Origin of the sequence: Gordonia sp. CPCC 206044 (assembly GCF_048537895.1) — a bacterium.
Lineage (GTDB): Bacteria > Actinomycetota > Actinomycetes > Mycobacteriales > Mycobacteriaceae > Gordonia.
The window spans coordinates 91,714-109,585 of sequence record NZ_JBCLVL010000003.1 but is presented as its reverse complement, the minus strand read 5'-3'; the positions used below and the strand labels follow the sequence as shown (position 1 = coordinate 109,585).

The 17,872-nt window shown below is 66.9% G+C and carries 15 protein-coding genes; 3 read left to right on the top strand and 12 right to left on the bottom strand.

Annotated features, from left to right (window positions below):
• Positions 1-8: 8 nt before the first annotated feature.
• The 10 genes from AAFP35_RS05465 to AAFP35_RS05420 all read right to left on the bottom strand — a co-directional run bounded on the left by AAFP35_RS05465 (position 9) and on the right by AAFP35_RS05420 (position 10,942).
• On the bottom strand, positions 9-1,004 hold the full coding sequence (locus AAFP35_RS05465; RefSeq protein WP_419220544.1) for a hypothetical protein: 996 nt from the start codon (positions 1,002-1,004) through the stop codon (positions 9-11).
• Positions 1,005-1,071: 67 nt separating this feature from the next.
• The gene (locus AAFP35_RS05460; RefSeq protein ID WP_419220543.1) at positions 1,072-1,932 is read right to left on the bottom strand and encodes an LLM class F420-dependent oxidoreductase; all 861 of its coding nucleotides are present in this window, start codon (positions 1,930-1,932) and stop codon (positions 1,072-1,074) included.
• A gap of 105 nt (positions 1,933-2,037) precedes the next feature.
• Positions 2,038-2,781, bottom strand: coding sequence for an alpha/beta fold hydrolase (locus tag AAFP35_RS05455; protein WP_419220542.1), 744 nt, complete (start codon positions 2,779-2,781; stop codon positions 2,038-2,040).
• A gap of 62 nt (positions 2,782-2,843) precedes the next feature.
• Positions 2,844-3,812, bottom strand: a complete 969-nt coding sequence (locus tag AAFP35_RS05450) for an alpha/beta hydrolase (RefSeq protein ID WP_419220541.1) — start codon at positions 3,810-3,812, stop codon at positions 2,844-2,846.
• 268 nt (positions 3,813-4,080) lie between these two features.
• Entirely contained in the window at positions 4,081-5,271 is a 1,191-nt protein-coding gene (gene tuf / locus AAFP35_RS05445; RefSeq protein WP_419220540.1) for an elongation factor Tu, read from the bottom strand.
• A gap of 120 nt (positions 5,272-5,391) precedes the next feature.
• On the bottom strand, positions 5,392-7,497 hold the full coding sequence (gene fusA / locus AAFP35_RS05440) for an elongation factor G (protein WP_419220539.1): 2,106 nt from the start codon (positions 7,495-7,497) through the stop codon (positions 5,392-5,394).
• A gap of 83 nt (positions 7,498-7,580) precedes the next feature.
• Positions 7,581-8,051, bottom strand: coding sequence for a 30S ribosomal protein S7 (gene rpsG / locus AAFP35_RS05435; protein WP_161062017.1), 471 nt, complete (start codon positions 8,049-8,051; stop codon positions 7,581-7,583).
• 6 nt (positions 8,052-8,057) lie between these two features.
• Positions 8,058-8,429 carry a 30S ribosomal protein S12 gene (rpsL, locus tag AAFP35_RS05430; protein ID WP_007619326.1) on the bottom strand — a complete coding sequence of 124 codons (372 nt, stop codon included), beginning with the start codon at positions 8,427-8,429 and terminating at the stop codon, positions 8,058-8,060.
• Positions 8,430-9,061: 632 nt separating this feature from the next.
• Positions 9,062-9,724 carry a hypothetical protein gene (locus tag AAFP35_RS05425; RefSeq protein ID WP_419220538.1) on the bottom strand — a complete coding sequence of 221 codons (663 nt, stop codon included), beginning with the start codon at positions 9,722-9,724 and terminating at the stop codon, positions 9,062-9,064.
• Between the two features lie 321 nt (positions 9,725-10,045).
• Complete coding sequence (locus tag AAFP35_RS05420; RefSeq protein WP_419220537.1) at positions 10,046-10,942, bottom strand: exodeoxyribonuclease III; 897 nt, start codon at positions 10,940-10,942, stop codon at positions 10,046-10,048.
• A gap of 104 nt (positions 10,943-11,046) precedes the next feature.
• Between AAFP35_RS05420 and AAFP35_RS05415 the strand changes: the two genes are divergently transcribed.
• Positions 11,047-12,678, top strand: coding sequence for a sigma-54-dependent Fis family transcriptional regulator (locus AAFP35_RS05415; RefSeq protein ID WP_419220780.1), 1,632 nt, complete (start codon positions 11,047-11,049; stop codon positions 12,676-12,678).
• 42 nt (positions 12,679-12,720) lie between these two features.
• Here the strand turns inward: AAFP35_RS05415 and AAFP35_RS05410 are convergent, their stop codons facing one another.
• Entirely contained in the window at positions 12,721-13,848 is a 1,128-nt protein-coding gene (locus AAFP35_RS05410) for an HPP family protein (RefSeq protein ID WP_419220536.1), read from the bottom strand.
• Between the two features lie 210 nt (positions 13,849-14,058).
• On the opposite strand from AAFP35_RS05410, the gene AAFP35_RS05405 reads away from it, so the two are divergent.
• Both AAFP35_RS05405 and AAFP35_RS05400 read left to right on the top strand, forming a co-directional pair.
• Positions 14,059-15,555: an aldehyde dehydrogenase family protein gene (locus tag AAFP35_RS05405; RefSeq protein ID WP_419220535.1), complete on the top strand. Its 1,497-nt coding sequence runs from the start codon at positions 14,059-14,061 to the stop codon at positions 15,553-15,555.
• Between the two features lie 45 nt (positions 15,556-15,600).
• Positions 15,601-16,719, top strand: coding sequence for an NDMA-dependent alcohol dehydrogenase (locus AAFP35_RS05400; RefSeq protein ID WP_419220534.1), 1,119 nt, complete (start codon positions 15,601-15,603; stop codon positions 16,717-16,719).
• A 91-nt stretch (positions 16,720-16,810) separates the two neighbouring features.
• On the opposite strand, the gene AAFP35_RS05395 is transcribed toward AAFP35_RS05400, so the two are convergent.
• Positions 16,811-17,863 carry a YdcF family protein gene (locus AAFP35_RS05395; protein WP_419220533.1) on the bottom strand — a complete coding sequence of 351 codons (1,053 nt, stop codon included), beginning with the start codon at positions 17,861-17,863 and terminating at the stop codon, positions 16,811-16,813.
• Positions 17,864-17,872 lie beyond the last annotated feature (9 nt).

The following is a 17,872-nucleotide window of genomic DNA, read 5'->3' as shown; positions in this document are numbered from 1 at the left end:
CCGCGGCGCTACCACTGTCCGAAGGCGCCCGCCGGGTCCGCGTGACCGAAACCGCCACTGTGGCTCCGGCTGCCGTGCACGCGTTCGTCCATCGACCGTAACCGTGGCCCCTCACCCAACCGGGAACCGAGTACTCGTTCGATCTTCGGACCGATCCGTGAGAAGTCGTGCGCCGCAGTCGACATCGGGTAGGCATCGGCGACCAGCGCGAGCCAGTGGTAGGTCGACCGCAGATCGTCGGCCGACAGTGGACCGGTCACCCAGTCGTCGCTGCGCCAGGTCTCGCGTTCCCATGCCTGCCACGGGTAGTCCACGTCGGCCGATGGCGCCACCGAGTACAGACCACGGACGATGACGTCGTTGCGTTCGATGCCGGCCTCGGTGCGCCACCGGGAGACCAGCTCCGAGTACTGGGCGTACTCCTCGGCGACCCAACTCGTCCGGCGCAGTGCCCGCCATCCCGCGCGCCGCAGCGTTCGTGCCACCGTGCCGTCGAGCACCTGGCTGCGATGGTGCGGATCGCCCGCACCGGCGAAGTAGAGGAACCAGGTGAATCCGGCGGGGCCCATCCGGTCGATCGCCGTGCCACCGCGATCGGGTTTGAGCAGCGCGAAGGCTGCCGCCGGGTCGTCTCGGCTCTGCAGCGCCGCCTGCTGCAGGAGTCTGCCGATCCGCTCGCGGTCGTCGGCGACCGCGCCTATCCGCCGCTTGGTGTCGGCCGTACGACGGCCCTGACAGAACGCGATCGTGTTCCACAGCAGCGCAATCGCACCCTCGGACGACCGGGTGGCCTCGGCACCCAGTCGAAACAACTCGCTTCGCGAGATGGTGTCGACGTCGAGTACGTCGGGAAATCCGCGGTCGGACAGTGCGGCCGTCCACCACCGACGGTCGACGTCGACTGCATCGGCACACAGTTCTGCGGTGCGATCACCCGCGGCAAGCCAGTCGGACAGGACACGTGGGATCGCAATATCGGTCGGGTTCATGGTCTTTGGACGCACGGCGGCCGCCCGTGGTTCCGTTCGATCGACCGAGCCCGACCGCGGCGGCATCCGCCGTGCTGCGGTACTACCCGATCGCGGCCGCGATACGACGCCACTGGTCGCGCGGGTACGCCTTCGGATCACTGTCGAGCACCTGGATACAGACGTGATCGGCGCCGGCATCCCGATGCTCGCTCACCCGCCTCAGGATCGCCTCCTCGTCACCCCACGCGATGATCGCGTCGAAGAGCCGGTCGCTCACGGTGTCGATGTCGTCCTGGGTGAACCCCGATCGCAACAGGTTGTTCGCATAGTTCGGGAGCTGGAGATAGGCGCGCAACCATTCGGTTCCCACGGCCCGGGCGTGCTCGCGGTCGGTGGTGAGCACGACCGTCTGTTCCGGCAGGAGCATCGGCCCGTCACCCAGGGCATCACGGGCCTTCGCGGTGAAGTCCGGGGTGACCAGGTAGGGATGGGATCCGTTGGCGTGCGTTGTCGACAGGTCCAGCATCTTCGGCCCCAGCGCGGCCAGCACTCGGGAATGCACCGGCACCGGATGCTCGGCGGCGTCGAGTTGTTCGAGGAAAGCCCTCGTCGCCGCGAGCGGCCTCCGATACCGGCCTGGTTCACCCGCGTCGATGAGCGGCGCGTGACTGACACCGATGCCGAGCAGGAATCGGTCCCCGTGTTCCTCGGTCGCGGAGTGATAGCGCGCGGCGACGTCGGCCGGTTCGTGCATCCAGAGGTTGAGGATGCCGGTGGCGACCACCGCCTTGTCGGTCGCCGCCAGCAGGTTGCCGACCGAGTCGAACACCGGGCCACCCACATCGGGTATCCACAGGGCCCGGTAGCCCAGTTCTTCGAGTTCTGCGGCAGCATCCGCGGATTCGGCGGGGTCGCCATAGCGCAGTTGGCTGCTCCACACGCCTATGCCGTCGAGCTTCATGGTCACGCTCCTTCGTCTGTCGGTGGTGAACCAGGTCGAGACCCGAATGGCGCCAGACTATCGTCTGCACGGACCCGGCGTCTCGGCCGGGGCGAGTCGGACGACCTATGTCGCAGTGAGGAAATCGTGTGCTGCCGCAGCGAATTCGGCCGCCTTGTCACGGTGGACGCTGTGTCCCGCGTCGATGACGGTGAAGCGTGCGTCGGGAAGTGCCTGGCTCAGGCTCCGCAGATGCTGCGGCGGAAGAAAGCTGCGCCGCCCACCGGAGATCACGAGAGTCGGCACGTTCACCGTTCGCACTCCCTCCCACCAATCGGGGTCGGGCACCTCGAATTGCGGCCCCACCTGCGCGCCCACGGAGCGGTCGAAGCGCACCAGGGGCATGGGATCGGCGACCAGCGCCCCGATACCGCGCAGCCGCTCACCGAATCCGGCGATCACGGTGATCCCCTCGTCGACGTCGGACTGGTCGCGAGGCATCGGGGGCACCTCCTCGAGGACGAGGCGGCGGACGCGGTCGGGTTCGGCGATCACCGCTCGCAGGGCCGTGTGTGCCCCCAGGGAGTGTCCGACGAGGTCGACGCTGGTCAGGTCCAATTCGTCGAGGACGAAGCGCAGGTCGTCGCGAAAGTCGTCGAGACCGTATCGCGGCGCCCGCCCGCTACGCCCGTGGCCGCGCAGGTCCATCGAGACCACCGGTCGGCCCGCCCGGCGCAGCGTACGGGCAAACGACCGCCAGGTCGCGTGGTCACCGGCCATCCCGTGCACGAGCACGACCGGCACGGATGCGTCGATGGTGCCCGCGGTGCGGACCGCGATCCGAATGTCGTGTCGGTCGAGGATGCGCATTCACGCCACGATAGTCGCCGGCCACGATCGCACCTGAAGGCCGTGGTCGCCGGGCGCACGGGTCAGTCGCGGAACCAACCACTGTGCTTCGCGCGGAACACCATGTCCTGCCAGTAGCCCCACTGGTGAGTACCCACCGACGGGAAGTCGGTCGTGATCCGAACACCGGAGACGCCCGCGGCAACCTGGAAGGCACGGGTCTGCGCGAGTGACACGACCTCGAGCGGCGTGCCCTTGATGGAGCCGACCGGATCGTTGTTGTAGCGGCCCCAGACGCCTGATGCGGCGCCGACCCTGATGCGCATGCCCCGCATGCGTTGGATCTGCGCCAGCGGGTCGTTGTTGACCCATCGGATGTTCCACGGTGGCCCCCACATCGCATCCGCGCTGAACGGACCGACACCGGCTGCGATACCTGCGTCGAGCAGCGAGAGCCGCACTGCCTCACGCATCGTCGGCGCCGACAGGTTCAGATATCCGGACAACGAGAAGATGTGCGACACGCGTTTGCGGTGGTAGGCACCATAGATCATCGCCGCGTTGCCACCCATCGAGATCCCCATGAGCGCGTACTTGCCTCGCGGTCCCACCGCGAGTCCCCGCGCGTCGAGCTCGCGGATGATGGAGTTGAGCCTGCAGGTCCAGCGATACCGATAAGTGATCTTGCTGCCCGGGCTCTTGGTCTCCCAGTCCGTGTAGAAGCTCGCGAGACCGCCGACGGGCTCGATGACGTTCACGCCCTTGTCGGCCATCCGCTGAATCCGGGTCTCGTGGCGCCAGCCGCTCACATCGCTCGTCGCACGCAGCCCGTCGAGTGCGATCACGGTCTTGTAATTCCCCCACCGCGTCCACATGTCCACGGGGGTCGACGGCATCCCGCACCCGCTGACGTAGAAGCGGCCGAAGGAGGCCGCGTTCGCAGTGCCCGCCGAGACCGCGCCTGCGCCGAAGATGATGGCCACGACGAGAAGGCAGACTACGAAACGCCGTCGCCGTGCGAGCCGGCGCGGACGGATGCTGAGAACGGGCACCGCAGAACCGTAATCCGCTGTGCGACAGGGCCGCCAGAGCTGTGACCACAAGAGATCGACATCGATACCGGGGTGTTACCAAAGTGGCCAATGTGATCCATGTGGCAAGTGGTGCGTGAAGCCCGGTTCGCGCTCACTGTCCTCGTTCCCGCTCACCCAGTCGTGTGAGCGGGAACGAGGACAGTGAGCGGGACCCTTGGGCAGAGAACACAAAGGCGCCCAACCACGTGGGTGGTTGGGCGCCTTTGGTCAGATCTCGGTGACTATGTCACTTGTTGATCTTGGTGACTCGACCCGCACCGACGGTGCGGCCACCCTCGCGGATGGCGAAGCGCAGGCCCTCGTCCATGGCGACCGGCTGGATCAGCTTGACGCTCATCTCGGTGTTGTCGCCCGGCATGACCATCTCGGTGCCCTCGGGGAGGGTAACGACGCCGGTCACGTCCGTGGTACGGAAGTAGAACTGCGGACGGTAGTTGTTGAAGAACGGGGTGTGACGGCCACCCTCGTCCTTGCTCAGGATGTAGGCCTGGCCCTCGAACTCCGTGTGCGGAGTGGTGGTGCCCGGCTTCACGATGACCTGACCGCGCTCGACGTCCTCACGCTTGAGGCCGCGGAGCAGCAGACCGGCGTTGTCGCCCGCCTGCGCCGAATCGAGGAGCTTGTGGAACATCTCGATACCGGTGACGGTGGTCTTGGTGCTCTTGTCGCGGATGCCGACGATCTCGACTTCCTCGTTCACGTTGACCTCGCCGCGCTCCACACGACCGGTGACCACGGTGCCGCGGCCGGTGATCGTGAAGACGTCCTCGACGGGCATCAGGAACGGCTTGTCGGTCTCGCGAACCGGGTCCGGGATCGACTCGTCGACCGCAGCCATCAGTTCCTCGATCGACTTGACCCACTCGGCGTCGCCCTCGAGCGCCTTGAGCGCCGAGACCTTCACGACCGGAGCTTCCTCGTCGAACTCCTGGGCGGCCAGCAGTTCGCGGACCTCCATCTCGACGAGCTCGATGATCTCGTCGTCGTCGACCATGTCGGACTTGTTCAGTGCGACGAGGATGTAGGGCACACCGACCTGGCGGGCCAGCAGCACGTGCTCACGGGTCTGCGGCATCGGACCATCGGTCGCTGCGACCACGAGGATCGCACCGTCCATCTGGGCCGCACCGGTGATCATGTTCTTGATGTAGTCAGCGTGACCAGGAGCGTCGACGTGCGCGTAGTGACGCTTGTCGGTCTCGTACTCCACATGCGAGATGTTGATCGTGATACCACGAGCCTTCTCTTCCGGAGCCTTGTCGATCTGATCGAACGCGAAGCTCTGGTTGAGTTCCGGGTACTTGTCGTGCAGCACCTTGGTGATGGCCGCGGTCAGCGTGGTCTTGCCGTGGTCGACGTGACCGATGGTGCCGATGTTCACGTGCGGCTTGGTCCGCTCGAACTTCGCCTTCGCCACTTTGTTTGTCCTCCTGGACTGTTGTTGTCCTGCTGGGCGGATCCCAGCAAGAGTCGTTACTTACGTTGTCTGCGCCCGCTCTTGGTATGTGGGCCAGCGCGTTTCGCCTAGGGCCGGTGATTACTCGCCGGTGGCCTTGGCGATGATTTCCTTCGACACGTTCGCCGGAACCTCGGCGTACGAGTCGAACACCATGGAGTAGTTTGCCCGGCCCTGAGTCTTCGACCGAAGGTCTCCGATGTAGCCGAACATCTCCGACAGCGGAACCTGTGCCTTGACGACACGTGCACCACTGCGCTCCTCCATGGCCTGGATCTGGCCACGGCGGGAGTTCAGGTCGCCGATCACGTCACCCATGTACTCCTCGGGCGTCGTGACCTCAACGGCCATGAGCGGTTCGAGGATGACCGGGCCCGCCATCTTCGCAGCCTCCTTGAGGGCCTGCGAACCGGCGATCTTGAAGGCCATCTCCGAAGAGTCGACGTCGTGGTACTGACCGTCGAGCAGAGTGACCTTCAAGTTGACCAACGGATAGCCGGCGAGCACGCCGTACTGCATCGCGTCCTGCGCACCGGCATCCACCGACGGGATGTACTCGCGCGGGACGCGGCCACCGGTGACCGCATTCTCGAACTCGTAGGTGGCGCCGTCCTCGGCGTCCACCAACGGCTCGAGCTTGATGATGACCTTGGCGAACTGCCCCGATCCACCCGTCTGCTTCTTGTGGGTGAACTCGTGCTTCTCGACGGTCTTGCGGATCGTCTCGCGGTAGGCGACCTGCGGCTTGCCGACGTTGGCCTCGACCTTGAACTCGCGCTTCATGCGGTCGACCAGGATGTCGAGGTGGAGCTCGCCCATACCGCCGATGACGGTCTGGCCTGCCTCCTCGTCGAGTTCCACGGAGAACGTCGGGTCCTCTTCGGCGAGCTTCTGGATCGCGGTGCCCAGCTTCTCCTGGTCCGACTTGGTCTTCGGCTCGATGGAGACCTTGATGACCGGGTCCGGGAAGCTCATCGACTCCAGCACGATGGGCGAGGTCGAATCGCACAGGGTGTCACCGGTCGTGGTGTCCTTCAGGCCGATCATCGCGTAGATGTGTCCGGCCCAGGCCTCGTCGACCGGGTTCTCCTTGTTGGCATGCATCTGGAAGAGCTTGCCGATGCGTTCCTTCTTGCCCTTGGTGGCGTTGAGCACCTGCGTACCCGCGGAGATGTGTCCGGAGTACACACGCACGAAGGTCAGCTTGCCGAAGAACGGGTGCGCCGCGATCTTGAACGCGAGAGCCGAGAACGGCTCGTCGGCGCTCGGCTTGCGAGAGAGGATCTCCTCCTCGTTGCCGACCGCGTGGCCCTCGACCGACGGCACGTCGAGCGGCGACGGCAGGAAGTCGATGACCGCGTCCAGCATCGGCTGGACACCCTTGTTCTTGAAGGCCGAGCCGCAGAGCACGGGGTAGAGCTCACGGCTGACGGTCAGCTTGCGGATCGCACCCTTGATCTCCTCGACGGTGAGTTCCTCGCCGCCGAAGTACTTCTCCATGAGGGCCTCGTCGCTCTCGGCGACGGTCTCGAGAAGCTGCTCGCGGTACTCGGCGACCTTGTCGACGAGATCCGCGGGGATCTCCTCGATGGTCGGCTCGGTACCGATCGCGACGGTGCCGCGCCAGGTGATCGCCTTCTGCTCGATGAGGTCGACGACACCGTCGAACTCATCCTCGGCACCGATCGGGAGCTGCAGAACCAACGGCTTGGCGCCCAGACGATCCTTGATCGTCTGCACGGTGAAGTAGAAGTCGGCGCCCAGCTTGTCCATCTTGTTGACGAAGCAGATACGTGGGACTTCGTACTTCTCGGCCTGCCGCCAGACCTGCTCGGACTGCGGCTCGACACCTTCCTTGCCGTCGAACACGGCAACCGCGCCGTCGAGGACGCGGAGGCTGCGCTCCACCTCGACGGTGAAGTCGACGTGCCCGGGGGTGTCGATGATGTTGATCTGGTTCTTGTTCCAGAAGCAGGTCACCGCCGCAGAGGTGATGGTGATGCCCCGCTCTTTCTCCTGCTCCATCCAGTCGGTGGTCGAAGCACCGTCGTGGGTTTCACCGATCTTGTAGTTCACACCGGTGTAGAAGAGGATTCGCTCGGTCGTCGTGGTCTTACCGGCATCGATGTGGGCCATGATGCCGATGTTGCGAACCTTTTTCAGGTCGCTGAGCACTTCCTGTGCCACGTGGTTTCCCTTCGGGAATAGCTATGTGTTCAAAGGCTTTTCGGCTTCGCATGACCGCCGAGACGATCATGCGAAGCAAGCGGTCACCAGCGGTAGTGCGCGAACGCCCGGTTGGCCTCGGCCATCTTGTGGGTGTCCTCGCGGCGCTTGACCGAGGCGCCGAGACCGTTGGAGGCGTCGAGCAACTCGTTGGCCAAACGCTCGACCATCGTCTTCTCGCGGCGCTGCCGGCTGAAGGTGACCAGCCAACGCAGCGCCAGGGTGTTGGCGCGGCCCGGCTTGACCTCGATCGGCACCTGGTAGGTCGCGCCACCGACGCGGCGGCTCTTGACCTCCAGGGTCGGCTTCACGTTGTCGAGGGCGCGCTTGAGGGTGACGACCGGATCGGTGCCGGTCTTCTCACGAGCCTGCTCGAGGGCCTGGTAGACGATGCGCTCGGCGGTCGACTTCTTGCCGTCCAGCAGGATCTTGTTGACCAGCTGGGTGACCAGCGGGGACCCGTAGACCGGGTCGTTGATCAGGGGGCGCTTGGGTGCGGGTCCTTTACGTGGCATGACTTATCAGTTCCCCTTCTTCGCGCCGTAGCGGCTACGGGCCTGCTTGCGATCCTTGACACCCTGGGTGTCGAGCGAGCCGCGGATGACCTTGTAGCGAACACCCGGGAGGTCCTTCACACGACCGCCACGAACGAGCACCATCGAGTGCTCCTGGAGGTTGTGTCCCTCGCCCGGGATGTAGGCGGTGACCTCGACGGAGCTGGTCAAGCGCACACGCGCGACCTTCCGCAGCGCCGAGTTCGGCTTCTTCGGGGTGGTGGTGTAGACGCGGGTGCACACGCCACGACGCTGCGGGCTCCCCTTGAGGGCCGCGGTCTTGGTCTTTGCAGCCTTGTCGTGACGGCCCTTGCGGACCAGCTGGTTGATGGTTGGCACTAGGTGTTTCTTCCTTTGTTGGCAGTGTCCGCCGACATCCGCGCGAACGCTCGCCGACGGCCGTGTAGTTGTCGTTTGCGGTTTGTGCTCCGGGCAGGCCTCCGGGACCGAACTGGCTCCCACTACCTCCGCAACTCGCCCCACCAGCACGTCTGCGCTGGTCAGTACATTTATCGACACCCCGAGGTCGGGTGTGTCCCCAACTCGACCAAGGTGTCGCCTGTCAGCCCACCGTGCACCCGATTGCCGGGCATGCAGACTGGCCCAGCATGTGCCGGGCACCGGCGAACCACTCTACCGACCTGGTTTGCACAGGTCAAAAAACGGATCCAGGTCACTGATCCTCGACGACTACCGGGTGAACTCGCGGTGGCCGCACAGTGTGTTCAACGCACTCATGCCCCCGTCGGTTCCCCGCGTCCGCACCGAGCGCCGGCCGATGCGGGCGCAGCCACGGCGATCGCGTCGTCGGCGCGACACCATCGCGTCGGATCGATCCGGAATCACCGTGACGCACTGCCGTTTCCGGTGCTGTCCCGGGCGCCCGACCGGTGCTTCACCGCATCCGTCGACGCACGATGTCGGAGCCGCCACGGGTGATCGTGGCCGCTCCGACATCGGGTGCGCTCGTGTTACGGGGTGTTCCACCAGGCGAGCACCGACGGCCACGCCTGCGGGTTGGACGTCTGGTAGCCGAGGTACGCGCCGATCGCCGCGCCCACGCCGGCACCGATCCAGCCGAACACGATGAAACCGATGAGGCCGCCGACGAGGGTCGAGATCGGGGTGTTGCCCTTCCAGCCCTTGTTCAGCTCCTTCCACATCAGGTCGTAACGCTGGTTCTTGGTGAGGCGCTTGGCACGGGGCTTTGCCTTGTTCCGCTTCGCCGCATCGGTGGCCGCCGCATCCAGCAGCGCCCGGTGGTCGCGGCTGACGATCGGGGTGAGGGTGGCAGACGACCGGTCGGCACCGACCGACCAGCGCAGCGGCACCCGGAATCCGTCCATCGTGCCGACCAGCGGCAGCGAGTCGACGACGCGCCCGGCGCGGTCTCGCACCTGCAGTTCGGTGCCTGCGGCGTTCGGGACGAACGCTGCGTCACGCAGTTTCGCGACGACGCTGTGTCCGTCCGCGGCGATCGCCGCTGTGACGAAGGGCGCGGTAACGAAGGGCGCTGGGGCGGACGGCGCCTGGGAGCTGCGCGCCGGTGCGGCCTGGGCTTGGGCGGACGGGAGGACGAGGGCGACCGCGGTGAACGCGGCGATCGCCAGGAGAACACGGTGAATGTGCTTCATTGACCCCAACTTCATGTGAACCGTGAACGAACGCCCTCAGGCGAATCCTGAGAGCCGGCTGAACAGTAGCCGGACGATCCGATACGGACGTCTCACGAATCGCTGGATATGGCGCAGATCACGCACCGGCGTATGCCGTTCGGATGACCTCCGAAAACCATTCGCGGGTAACACCATTCGCCGGGACCGAAACACCCGGGGGCGCCCACATACGAACGACCGTGTCCGAGTGACTGTGTCCGAGCGACCACAGGGCCGGTGACGACGAGACGGCGCCGGCGGTGCGGTTGTCTGCGCTCACCGCCCGCATCGTCGCGACGACTAATCCGCCGACTGCGGCAAGGTCACCTTCGACGCGCCCCGTTTGGCGGGGTTCGACGGTGGCGGCACCACCGGTCCGATGTCACCGTCCGGCGCGTCGTCGAGGTCGACGACGACCGGTGCGTGATCGCTTGGCTTGCTCCCCTTGCGGGCTTTGCGATCCACCCATGCCGCCGCGACCCGGTCCGCGACATCGCCTCCGGCCAGGATGAGGTCGATGCGCATGCCGAGATCCTTGTGGAACATGCCTGCGCGGTAGTCCCAGTAGCTGAACACCCGTTCGTCGGGCCACCGGTCGCGGACGACATCGTGCAGGCCGAGCCCTTCGAGACCCGCGAGCGCGGCGCGCTCGGGTTCGGTGACGTGGGTGTGGCCGACGTAGGCGGCCGGGTCGAAGACGTCGTCATCGGTGGGCGCGATGTTCATGTCGCCGCACAGCATGGTGTTGGCTGCCGTGTCCGGACCACTGCCGCGGGCGACCGTCTCACGCAGACGCGACAGCCATTCGAGTTTGTAGCGATAGTGATCGGAGTCCGGTTCCCGGCCGTTCGGCACGTACAGCGAGTAGATGCGTACGCCACCGCAGACCGCGGAGACCGCCCGCGCCTCGACCGGCGAGTCGGGTTCGGGATATCCGGGTGCGCCGTCGAAACCGTCGCGCACGTCGTCGAGACCGACCCGGGAGAGCAAGGCCACGCCGTTCCACTGGCCTTGTCCCACATGGGCGATCTCGTAGCCGCGCTCGGCGAGGTCCGCACCGAGGGCGTCGTGGAATGCCGCGTCGCCGAGTTTGGTCTCCTGCAGACACACGACGTCGGGGCGACGCTCGTCGAGCCAGGGCAACAGACGCGGGATCCGTTGCTTGACCGAGTTCACGTTCCACGTCGCGACACGCATGGCTCAACGGTAGCCGTGCGAACCGACGCCCGGGACGGCACCCGCCCAGGCGTCGAGGACACGCGGGACTTCCCTTTGTCGGTGACGTGTGTCACGTTTGAGCCATCGAACCTATCGCCACCCGTTCCGACCAGACACCGCGACGTGCCGTCATCGAGCACTCGTGGCGCCGATCCGCGCTCTCGGGAGTGCGGCCCGACGACGTGCCCCCGGCCGTGCTGCTCGACATCGCCTCCGCCGATCCGCTGCTGGATGCGGCCCGCCCGGTCCTCGACGATGCGGCGGGGAGACTGGCCGACACCGACATGTCCCTGCTGCTGGTCGACCACGAGTGCCGCATGGTGTCGCGGGTCGCGTGCGGCGCCACGCTGGAACGCACGCTCGACGAACTCGGCGCCGCCCCGGGTGTCCCCTTCGCCGAGGACATCGTCGGCACCACGGCACTGGGCACGCCCGCCGAGACCCGCGACGGCATCGCGATCAACAGCGCCGAGCATTACCTCGAACAGTTCAAGTCGGTGAGTTGCTTCGGTCAGCCGATCATCCATCCGGCGACCCGCCGGCTCGCAGGCATCCTGTGCATGACCGAGATCTCCGAGCGGATCAACCCGTTGTCGGTGCCGTTCGTGAACGGCATCGTCGCCGACATCGCCGACCGGCTGCTGGATCGGTCCCGAGCACACCAACGTCGGGTGCTCGACGCCTTCCAGCGGGCCGCACCACGCCGCGACGTCGCGGTCGTCGCGGTCGGCGACGATCTGCAGCTCACCAATGCCCTTGCGGCCGAACTGCTCTCCCCCACCGACATCGGCGCACTCCGGATGGTGGTCGCCGACCCGGGACTGCGCGCGACCGTCATGCCGCTCACGTTGGTGTCCGGTGTGGAGGTCGAACTGGCCGTAGAGCCGGTGGCGGGCGCGCGGGGCGCCGCCCTCTTCCGCTTCCGGCCCGTCGCCCCACCGCCGACGACCGCGGTCCGCCCGGCAGGTCCGGCGTCGGTGAGTGTGGCGATCACCGGGGAACCCGGTACCGGGCGCAGCCGTCGCGCCGCCGAACTCGCCGCCGAGACGGGTCGTGACGCAGAGGTCGTCGACATCGCCGACGATCTGATCGCCGGGACCACCCCGGACATCCCGGCTCTGATCGGACGGGCCCGGCGCGACCGTGCGCCGTTGGTGATCGACGGTGCCGATCTGCTCGACGACCGTTCGGTGACACTGTTGGGCCGGGCCGCCGCGCAGGCCGTCGACCCCGCGGCACCGCTGATCATCGTGACCGGCCCCCGCGAGCAGGCCAGCGCGTCGGTCGCCGCCCTCCTCGCTCGCTGCGCCACCCGCCACGACCTCGCCCCGCTACGGCGGCGCACCTCGGAACTCGCCGCCCTCGCCAGCGATGCGCTGAGCGCCATCGGCCCCACCCTCTCGTTGTCCGGGCAGGCCACCGACGCGCTGCTGTGTCAGGACTGGCCGGGCAATCTCGGTGAGCTCGACGCCGTGCTGCGCCAGGCTGCTGCATCGTGTACCGCCCGTGCGGCGCGGGTGGTGGAGGCCACCGATCTCCCGCCGGACTACCGGACGGTGAGTCGGGCCGCGCACCTGTCCGGCCGCGAACAGGCCGAACGGACCGCCATCGTCGATGCGCTGGAGCACGCAGCGGGCAACAAGGTGCACGCCGCTCGCGCGCTCGGCATCAGCCGCACCACCTTGTACGCACGCATGCGCGCACTGGGTGTCTGAGGCGCCGGGGTGTGTGAGGCGCCAGTGTGTGAGGCTGACCGGTCAGCTCGCGGCAAGCGTCTGGCGCGCCAACGCGGCGATCAGGTCGGTCTGGGTGACGATCCCGACGATGCGGTCACCGTCGAGGACCGGGACCGCATCGCACCCGCTCTCCGAGAGCATCGGCAGCAGCGCCGCGACCGGTGTGTCGGGAGCCGCCACCGGCAGATCGGTCGCCATGATCTCGTCGGCGCGATCGCCGGCGGTGCCACGCCGCAGCAGTCGGTCGGTGGCCGCACGCATGCCACCGGCAGGCTGCCGACTGGACACCAGATGCAGTTGGAACACGACGCCGAGGAAACGTCCTCCCGGGGTCACCACGGGCAGAGATGTGAAGCGGTGGTGACCGAACAGCTCGACCAACTCCGTCGGCGACGACTCCGGTCGCACCGTGATCAGATCGCGCGACATCACATCGGCTGCCGTGAGCGGACCGGCGCGGTGCCCGGCGGCCTGTAGTTCGGCGGCACCGACCAACCGCGCGAGATCGGCGACCCCGAGGTTGAGCGATTGCTGATAGCGCTCGAGGATGCCGTTGAGCTCGTCCTCGCTCAGACCCAGGCGCCCCACCGACGGGGTGTCGAATTGGCGGAACGGGTAACGCCTGCCGGTCAGGCGCGCGTAGGCGGCGGCGAGGATCACCAGCAGCACCGTCCCGAGTGCGACGGGCGCGAGTGCGAAGCGAAAGCCCAACGCGTGTATCGCGTCCGGCGACAGCGCCGCGGTCATCGCCACGGCACCCGCCGGCGGATGGACGGCGTGACAGAGGATCATCGCCGCGACCGACAGCCCGACCGCGAGCGCGACGCGCAGTGCCGGCTGCGGCACGAGGAGTGTGGCCGCCACCCCGATGACGGCGGACACCGTGTTGCCGACGACCGCAGGCCATGGTTGGGCCAGAGGGCTGTTGGGCACCGCGAACACCAGCACCGTCGTCGCGCCGAACGGCGCGATCATGTACAGGCCGAGCCGGAGATCGACGCCCGACGACAACAGGACACCACCGACGACGGCGAGGCCGAGGATCGCACCGACGCCGGCTCGCAGCGCCTCGCGCGGCGACACCGAAGCATGCGCCGGACCGATGCTCCGCAACATCTCGCGCAGCTGCGCCGACCGCACCCCTGCCATTGCTCTCCCCTGTCGCCGAAAGTCGCCGGAACACGGTAGCCCGTCGACCGAACCCCGGGTAAGGCGACCCTCACCTGAAGGTGACCGCGTTGTGCAGGCCGGTGTTCAGTTTCTGGACACGGCGACACCGCGCGGGGGTGGCAGAAATGAATCAGGTCACAACTATGACCCGGATCACTCCGGTGATCGCCATCCGACCAGGAGGTTTTCATGACCGCCGTCGCCACCGACCTGTTCCCCCGGGTCCGCGACTTCATCTCCAGCGATCGACCGATGCTGATCGGCGGCGAATGGGTGTGGGCCGCTTCGGGCCGCACGTTCGAGACCATCGATCCCGCCACCGCCCGCCCCATCACGTCCGTGGCGCACGGCGATGCCACCGACATCGATCGGGCCGTGCGTGCGGCACGGCAGGCGTTCGACGACGGGCCGTGGTCGCGGATGAAGCCCAATGAGCGCGAGCGGCTGCTGTGGCGTGTCGGTGACCTCCTGACCGAGCGTGCCGCCGAGTTCGGCCAACTCGAGGCCCTCGACAACGGCAAGGCGGCGACCATCGCGACGGCGGTGGACATGAACTGGTCTGCCGACATCTTCCGCTACAACGCCGGCCTGGCCACCAAGATCACCGGCTCCACGGTCGACGTGTCCATGCCGTTCGTTCCGGGCGGCGAGTTCCACGCCTACACCCTGCGCGAACCGGTCGGCGTGTGCGGCCTCATCGTGCCGTGGAACTTCCCACTGCTGATGGCTGCATTCAAACTGGCGCCGGCACTGGCCGCGGGCAACACGGTCATCCTGAAGCCTGCCGAACAGACGCCGCTGACCGCATTGCTGCTCGGCGAGATCTTCACCGAGGCAGGCTTCCCGCCCGGCGTGGTCAACATCGTCACCGGTTACGGCGAGGCGGGCGCCGCGCTCGCCGCCCACGACGACGTCGACAAGATCGCCTTCACGGGTTCCACCGAGGTCGGCAAGAAGATCGTCGAGGCGGCGAAGGGAAATCTGAAGAAGGTGTCGCTGGAACTCGGCGGCAAGAGCCCGAACATCGTGTTCGCCGACGCCGATTTCGAGAAGGCGGTCGCCGGGTCGGTGGCCGCATGGATGTTCAACCATGGTCAGTGCTGTGTGGCGGGTACCCGTCTGTTCGTGGAGCGGCCGATCTTCGACGACTTCACCGCCGCGGTGGCCGAGGCCGCCTCGCAGGCGAAGATCGGTCCCGGTCTCGATCCGACCACCGAGCTCGGTCCACTGGTGAGCCAGGAACAGTTCGACCGGGTGTCCGGCTATCTCGCTGCGGGCCTGGCCGACGGTGCCCGCGCACTCACCGGCGGAAAGCGTTGGGGGGACGAGGGTTTCTTCATCGAGCCGACGGTGTTCGTCGATGTCGAACCCGACTTCTCCATCGTGTCCGAGGAGATCTTCGGTCCCGTGGTCGCAGCCATGCCGTTCGACGCCGACACCGGAGTCGCCGCGGCGGCCAACGACTCGATCTACGGACTGGCCGCGGGTATCTGGACCCAGGACCTGTCCAAGGCGCACAAGACGGCCCGACAGATCCAGGCCGGCTCGGTATGGGTCAACCAGTACAACGGCTTCGACACCGCCATGCCCTTCGGTGGGTACAAGCAATCGGGCTGGGGTCGCGAACTCGGCTCGTCGGCAATCGATCTGTACACGCAGACCAAGGCCGTCAACATCGCCCTCTAGACATCCATCGTCTCGAATCCACCCGTTCACAAAGGAGTGCAACCCATGTCCATGACGACCAAGGCCGCAGTACTGACCGGACCCGGCAAGCCGTTCGAGATCGTCGAACTCGACCTCGACGAACCACGCGCGGGCGAGGTGTTGATCAAGTACACCGCTGCGGGCCTGTGCCATTCGGATCTGCACCTCACCGATGGCGACCTGCCGCCGCGCTACCCGATCGTCGGCGGCCACGAGGGCTCCGGGATCATCGAGGCCGTCGGCCCGGGTGTCACCAAGGTGAAGCCCGGCGACCACGTGGTGTGCAGCTTCATCCCGAACTGCGGTACCTGCCGCTACTGTTCCACCGGTCGACAGAACCTCTGCGACATGGGGGCCACGATCCTCGAGGGATCGATGCCCGACGGAACGTTCCGGTTCCATTCCGGTGGTGACGATTTCGGCGCGATGTGCATGCTCGGCACCTTCGCCGAACGGGCCACCATCTCGCAGCACTCGGTGGTCAAGGTCGATGAGTGGCTGCCGTTGGAGAAAGCCGTCCTCGTCGGGTGCGGCGTGCCGTCGGGCTGGGGCACCTCGGTGTATGCCGGCGGGGTACGGGCCGGTGACACCGTGGTGATCTACGGCATCGGAGGACTCGGGATCAACGCCGTGCAGGGCGCGGTGTCGGCGGGCGCCAAACATGTCGTCGTGGTGGATCCGGTGGCCCTCAAACGGGATACGGCGATCAAATTCGGTGCGACACATGCTTTTGCCGACGCGGCCGAGGCTGCGACCAAGGTCAACGAACTGACCTGGGGACAGGGCGCCGATCAGGCGCTCATCCTGGTCGGCACCGTCGACGAGGAGGTCGTGCAGAACGCGACGGCCGTGATCGGCAAGGGCGGCACGGTGGTGATCACCGGGTTGGCCGATCCGACCAAGCTGACCGTGCACGTGTCCGGGACCGATCTGACGTTGAACCAGAAGACGATCAAGGGCAGTCTGTTCGGCTCGGCCAACCCGCAGTACGACATTGTCAAACTGCTGCGGCTCTACGATGCCGGTCAGCTCAAACTCGATGAACTGATCACCCAGACCTACACGCTCGATCAGGTCAACGAGGGTTACCAGGATCTGCGCGACGGCAAGAACATCCGCGGCGTGATCATCCACGACAGCTGATCAACCCCGCATGACCCCGGCCCGGGCGCGTCGACTCCCCCTTCCGCGCCCGGGTCGGTCCATGCGTGTCGTTCGTGTCGGCGCGAGCGCCTCACGACAGCGCGACGTAGCAGACCGCCGCGACCCACGGCACCCAGCCGACGACGAGCGCGGTGACGTTGAGCCACAGGTTGTCCCGCACGACGGCCATCACCTCCCGCAACTCGGCGGCCGGAAGGAAATAGGCGGCCGTGCGCGCTCCGGTACTGAACCCGTCGAGTTCGGCCGCCCGCATCATCGTCGCCGCCCGCAATGCGTGATAGTTGCTGGTCACGACCGCTGTGGTGCCGGTGACCCCATGGGCGGCGAGGACTCGCGCGGACAGTGCGACATTCTCGGCGGTGTCGGTCGACCGCTCCTCGAGGACCACGACGTCGTCGTCGACACCTGCGTCGAGTAGATGATCGCGCATCGCGGACGCCTCGCTGACGGCTTCGTCGTCGCCGCGGCCACCCGAGCAGACGATCAGCGGCCGGCGACCACGGCCGGCCGAGCGGGCGTGGACGCGTCTGGCCAGCGCCAGTCGCGATGCCAGCAGCGGACCGACCCGCCGCCCGTCCAATAGTCCGGCACCGAGGACGATGACCGCGGCGACCGTGTCACGTTCGGCCCGCAGGTGTCCCCACCACCCGTACACGATCGACCAGGAGACCACGGCGACCATGACGAATCCGGCGTAGGCCACCGGCAGACCGATCGTCGCGAGTGCGACCAGAACCACCGTCGGCGCATCGGAATCAAGGCGGCCCGCACCGAGTCCCACGGCGACACCGATCGCATAGACGAGGATCGACGCACCGACGACGACCGGCACAAGAGTGGCCGCCTGACGTCCCTCGCGGTGGATGAGGGTCACACCGTTGCCGATCAGCAGGATCGCGAGCGCGGTCAACATGGCCAGGCCGGCGAATGCCACACCGGCCAGATGCCACCCCACCGACAGTTCGTCACCTCGGACCCGTGCCACCACGAGCACCACGGTCACCACCCCGACCACCATCGTGGCGGTCAGGTACACGCCGGGACGCACGCGACGGGGTTCCTTCCAGGCGCTGATGACCGTGCTGAGCACCAGCAGTGCGAGCACGGTCAGGATCAGTGCCATGCCGGCCAT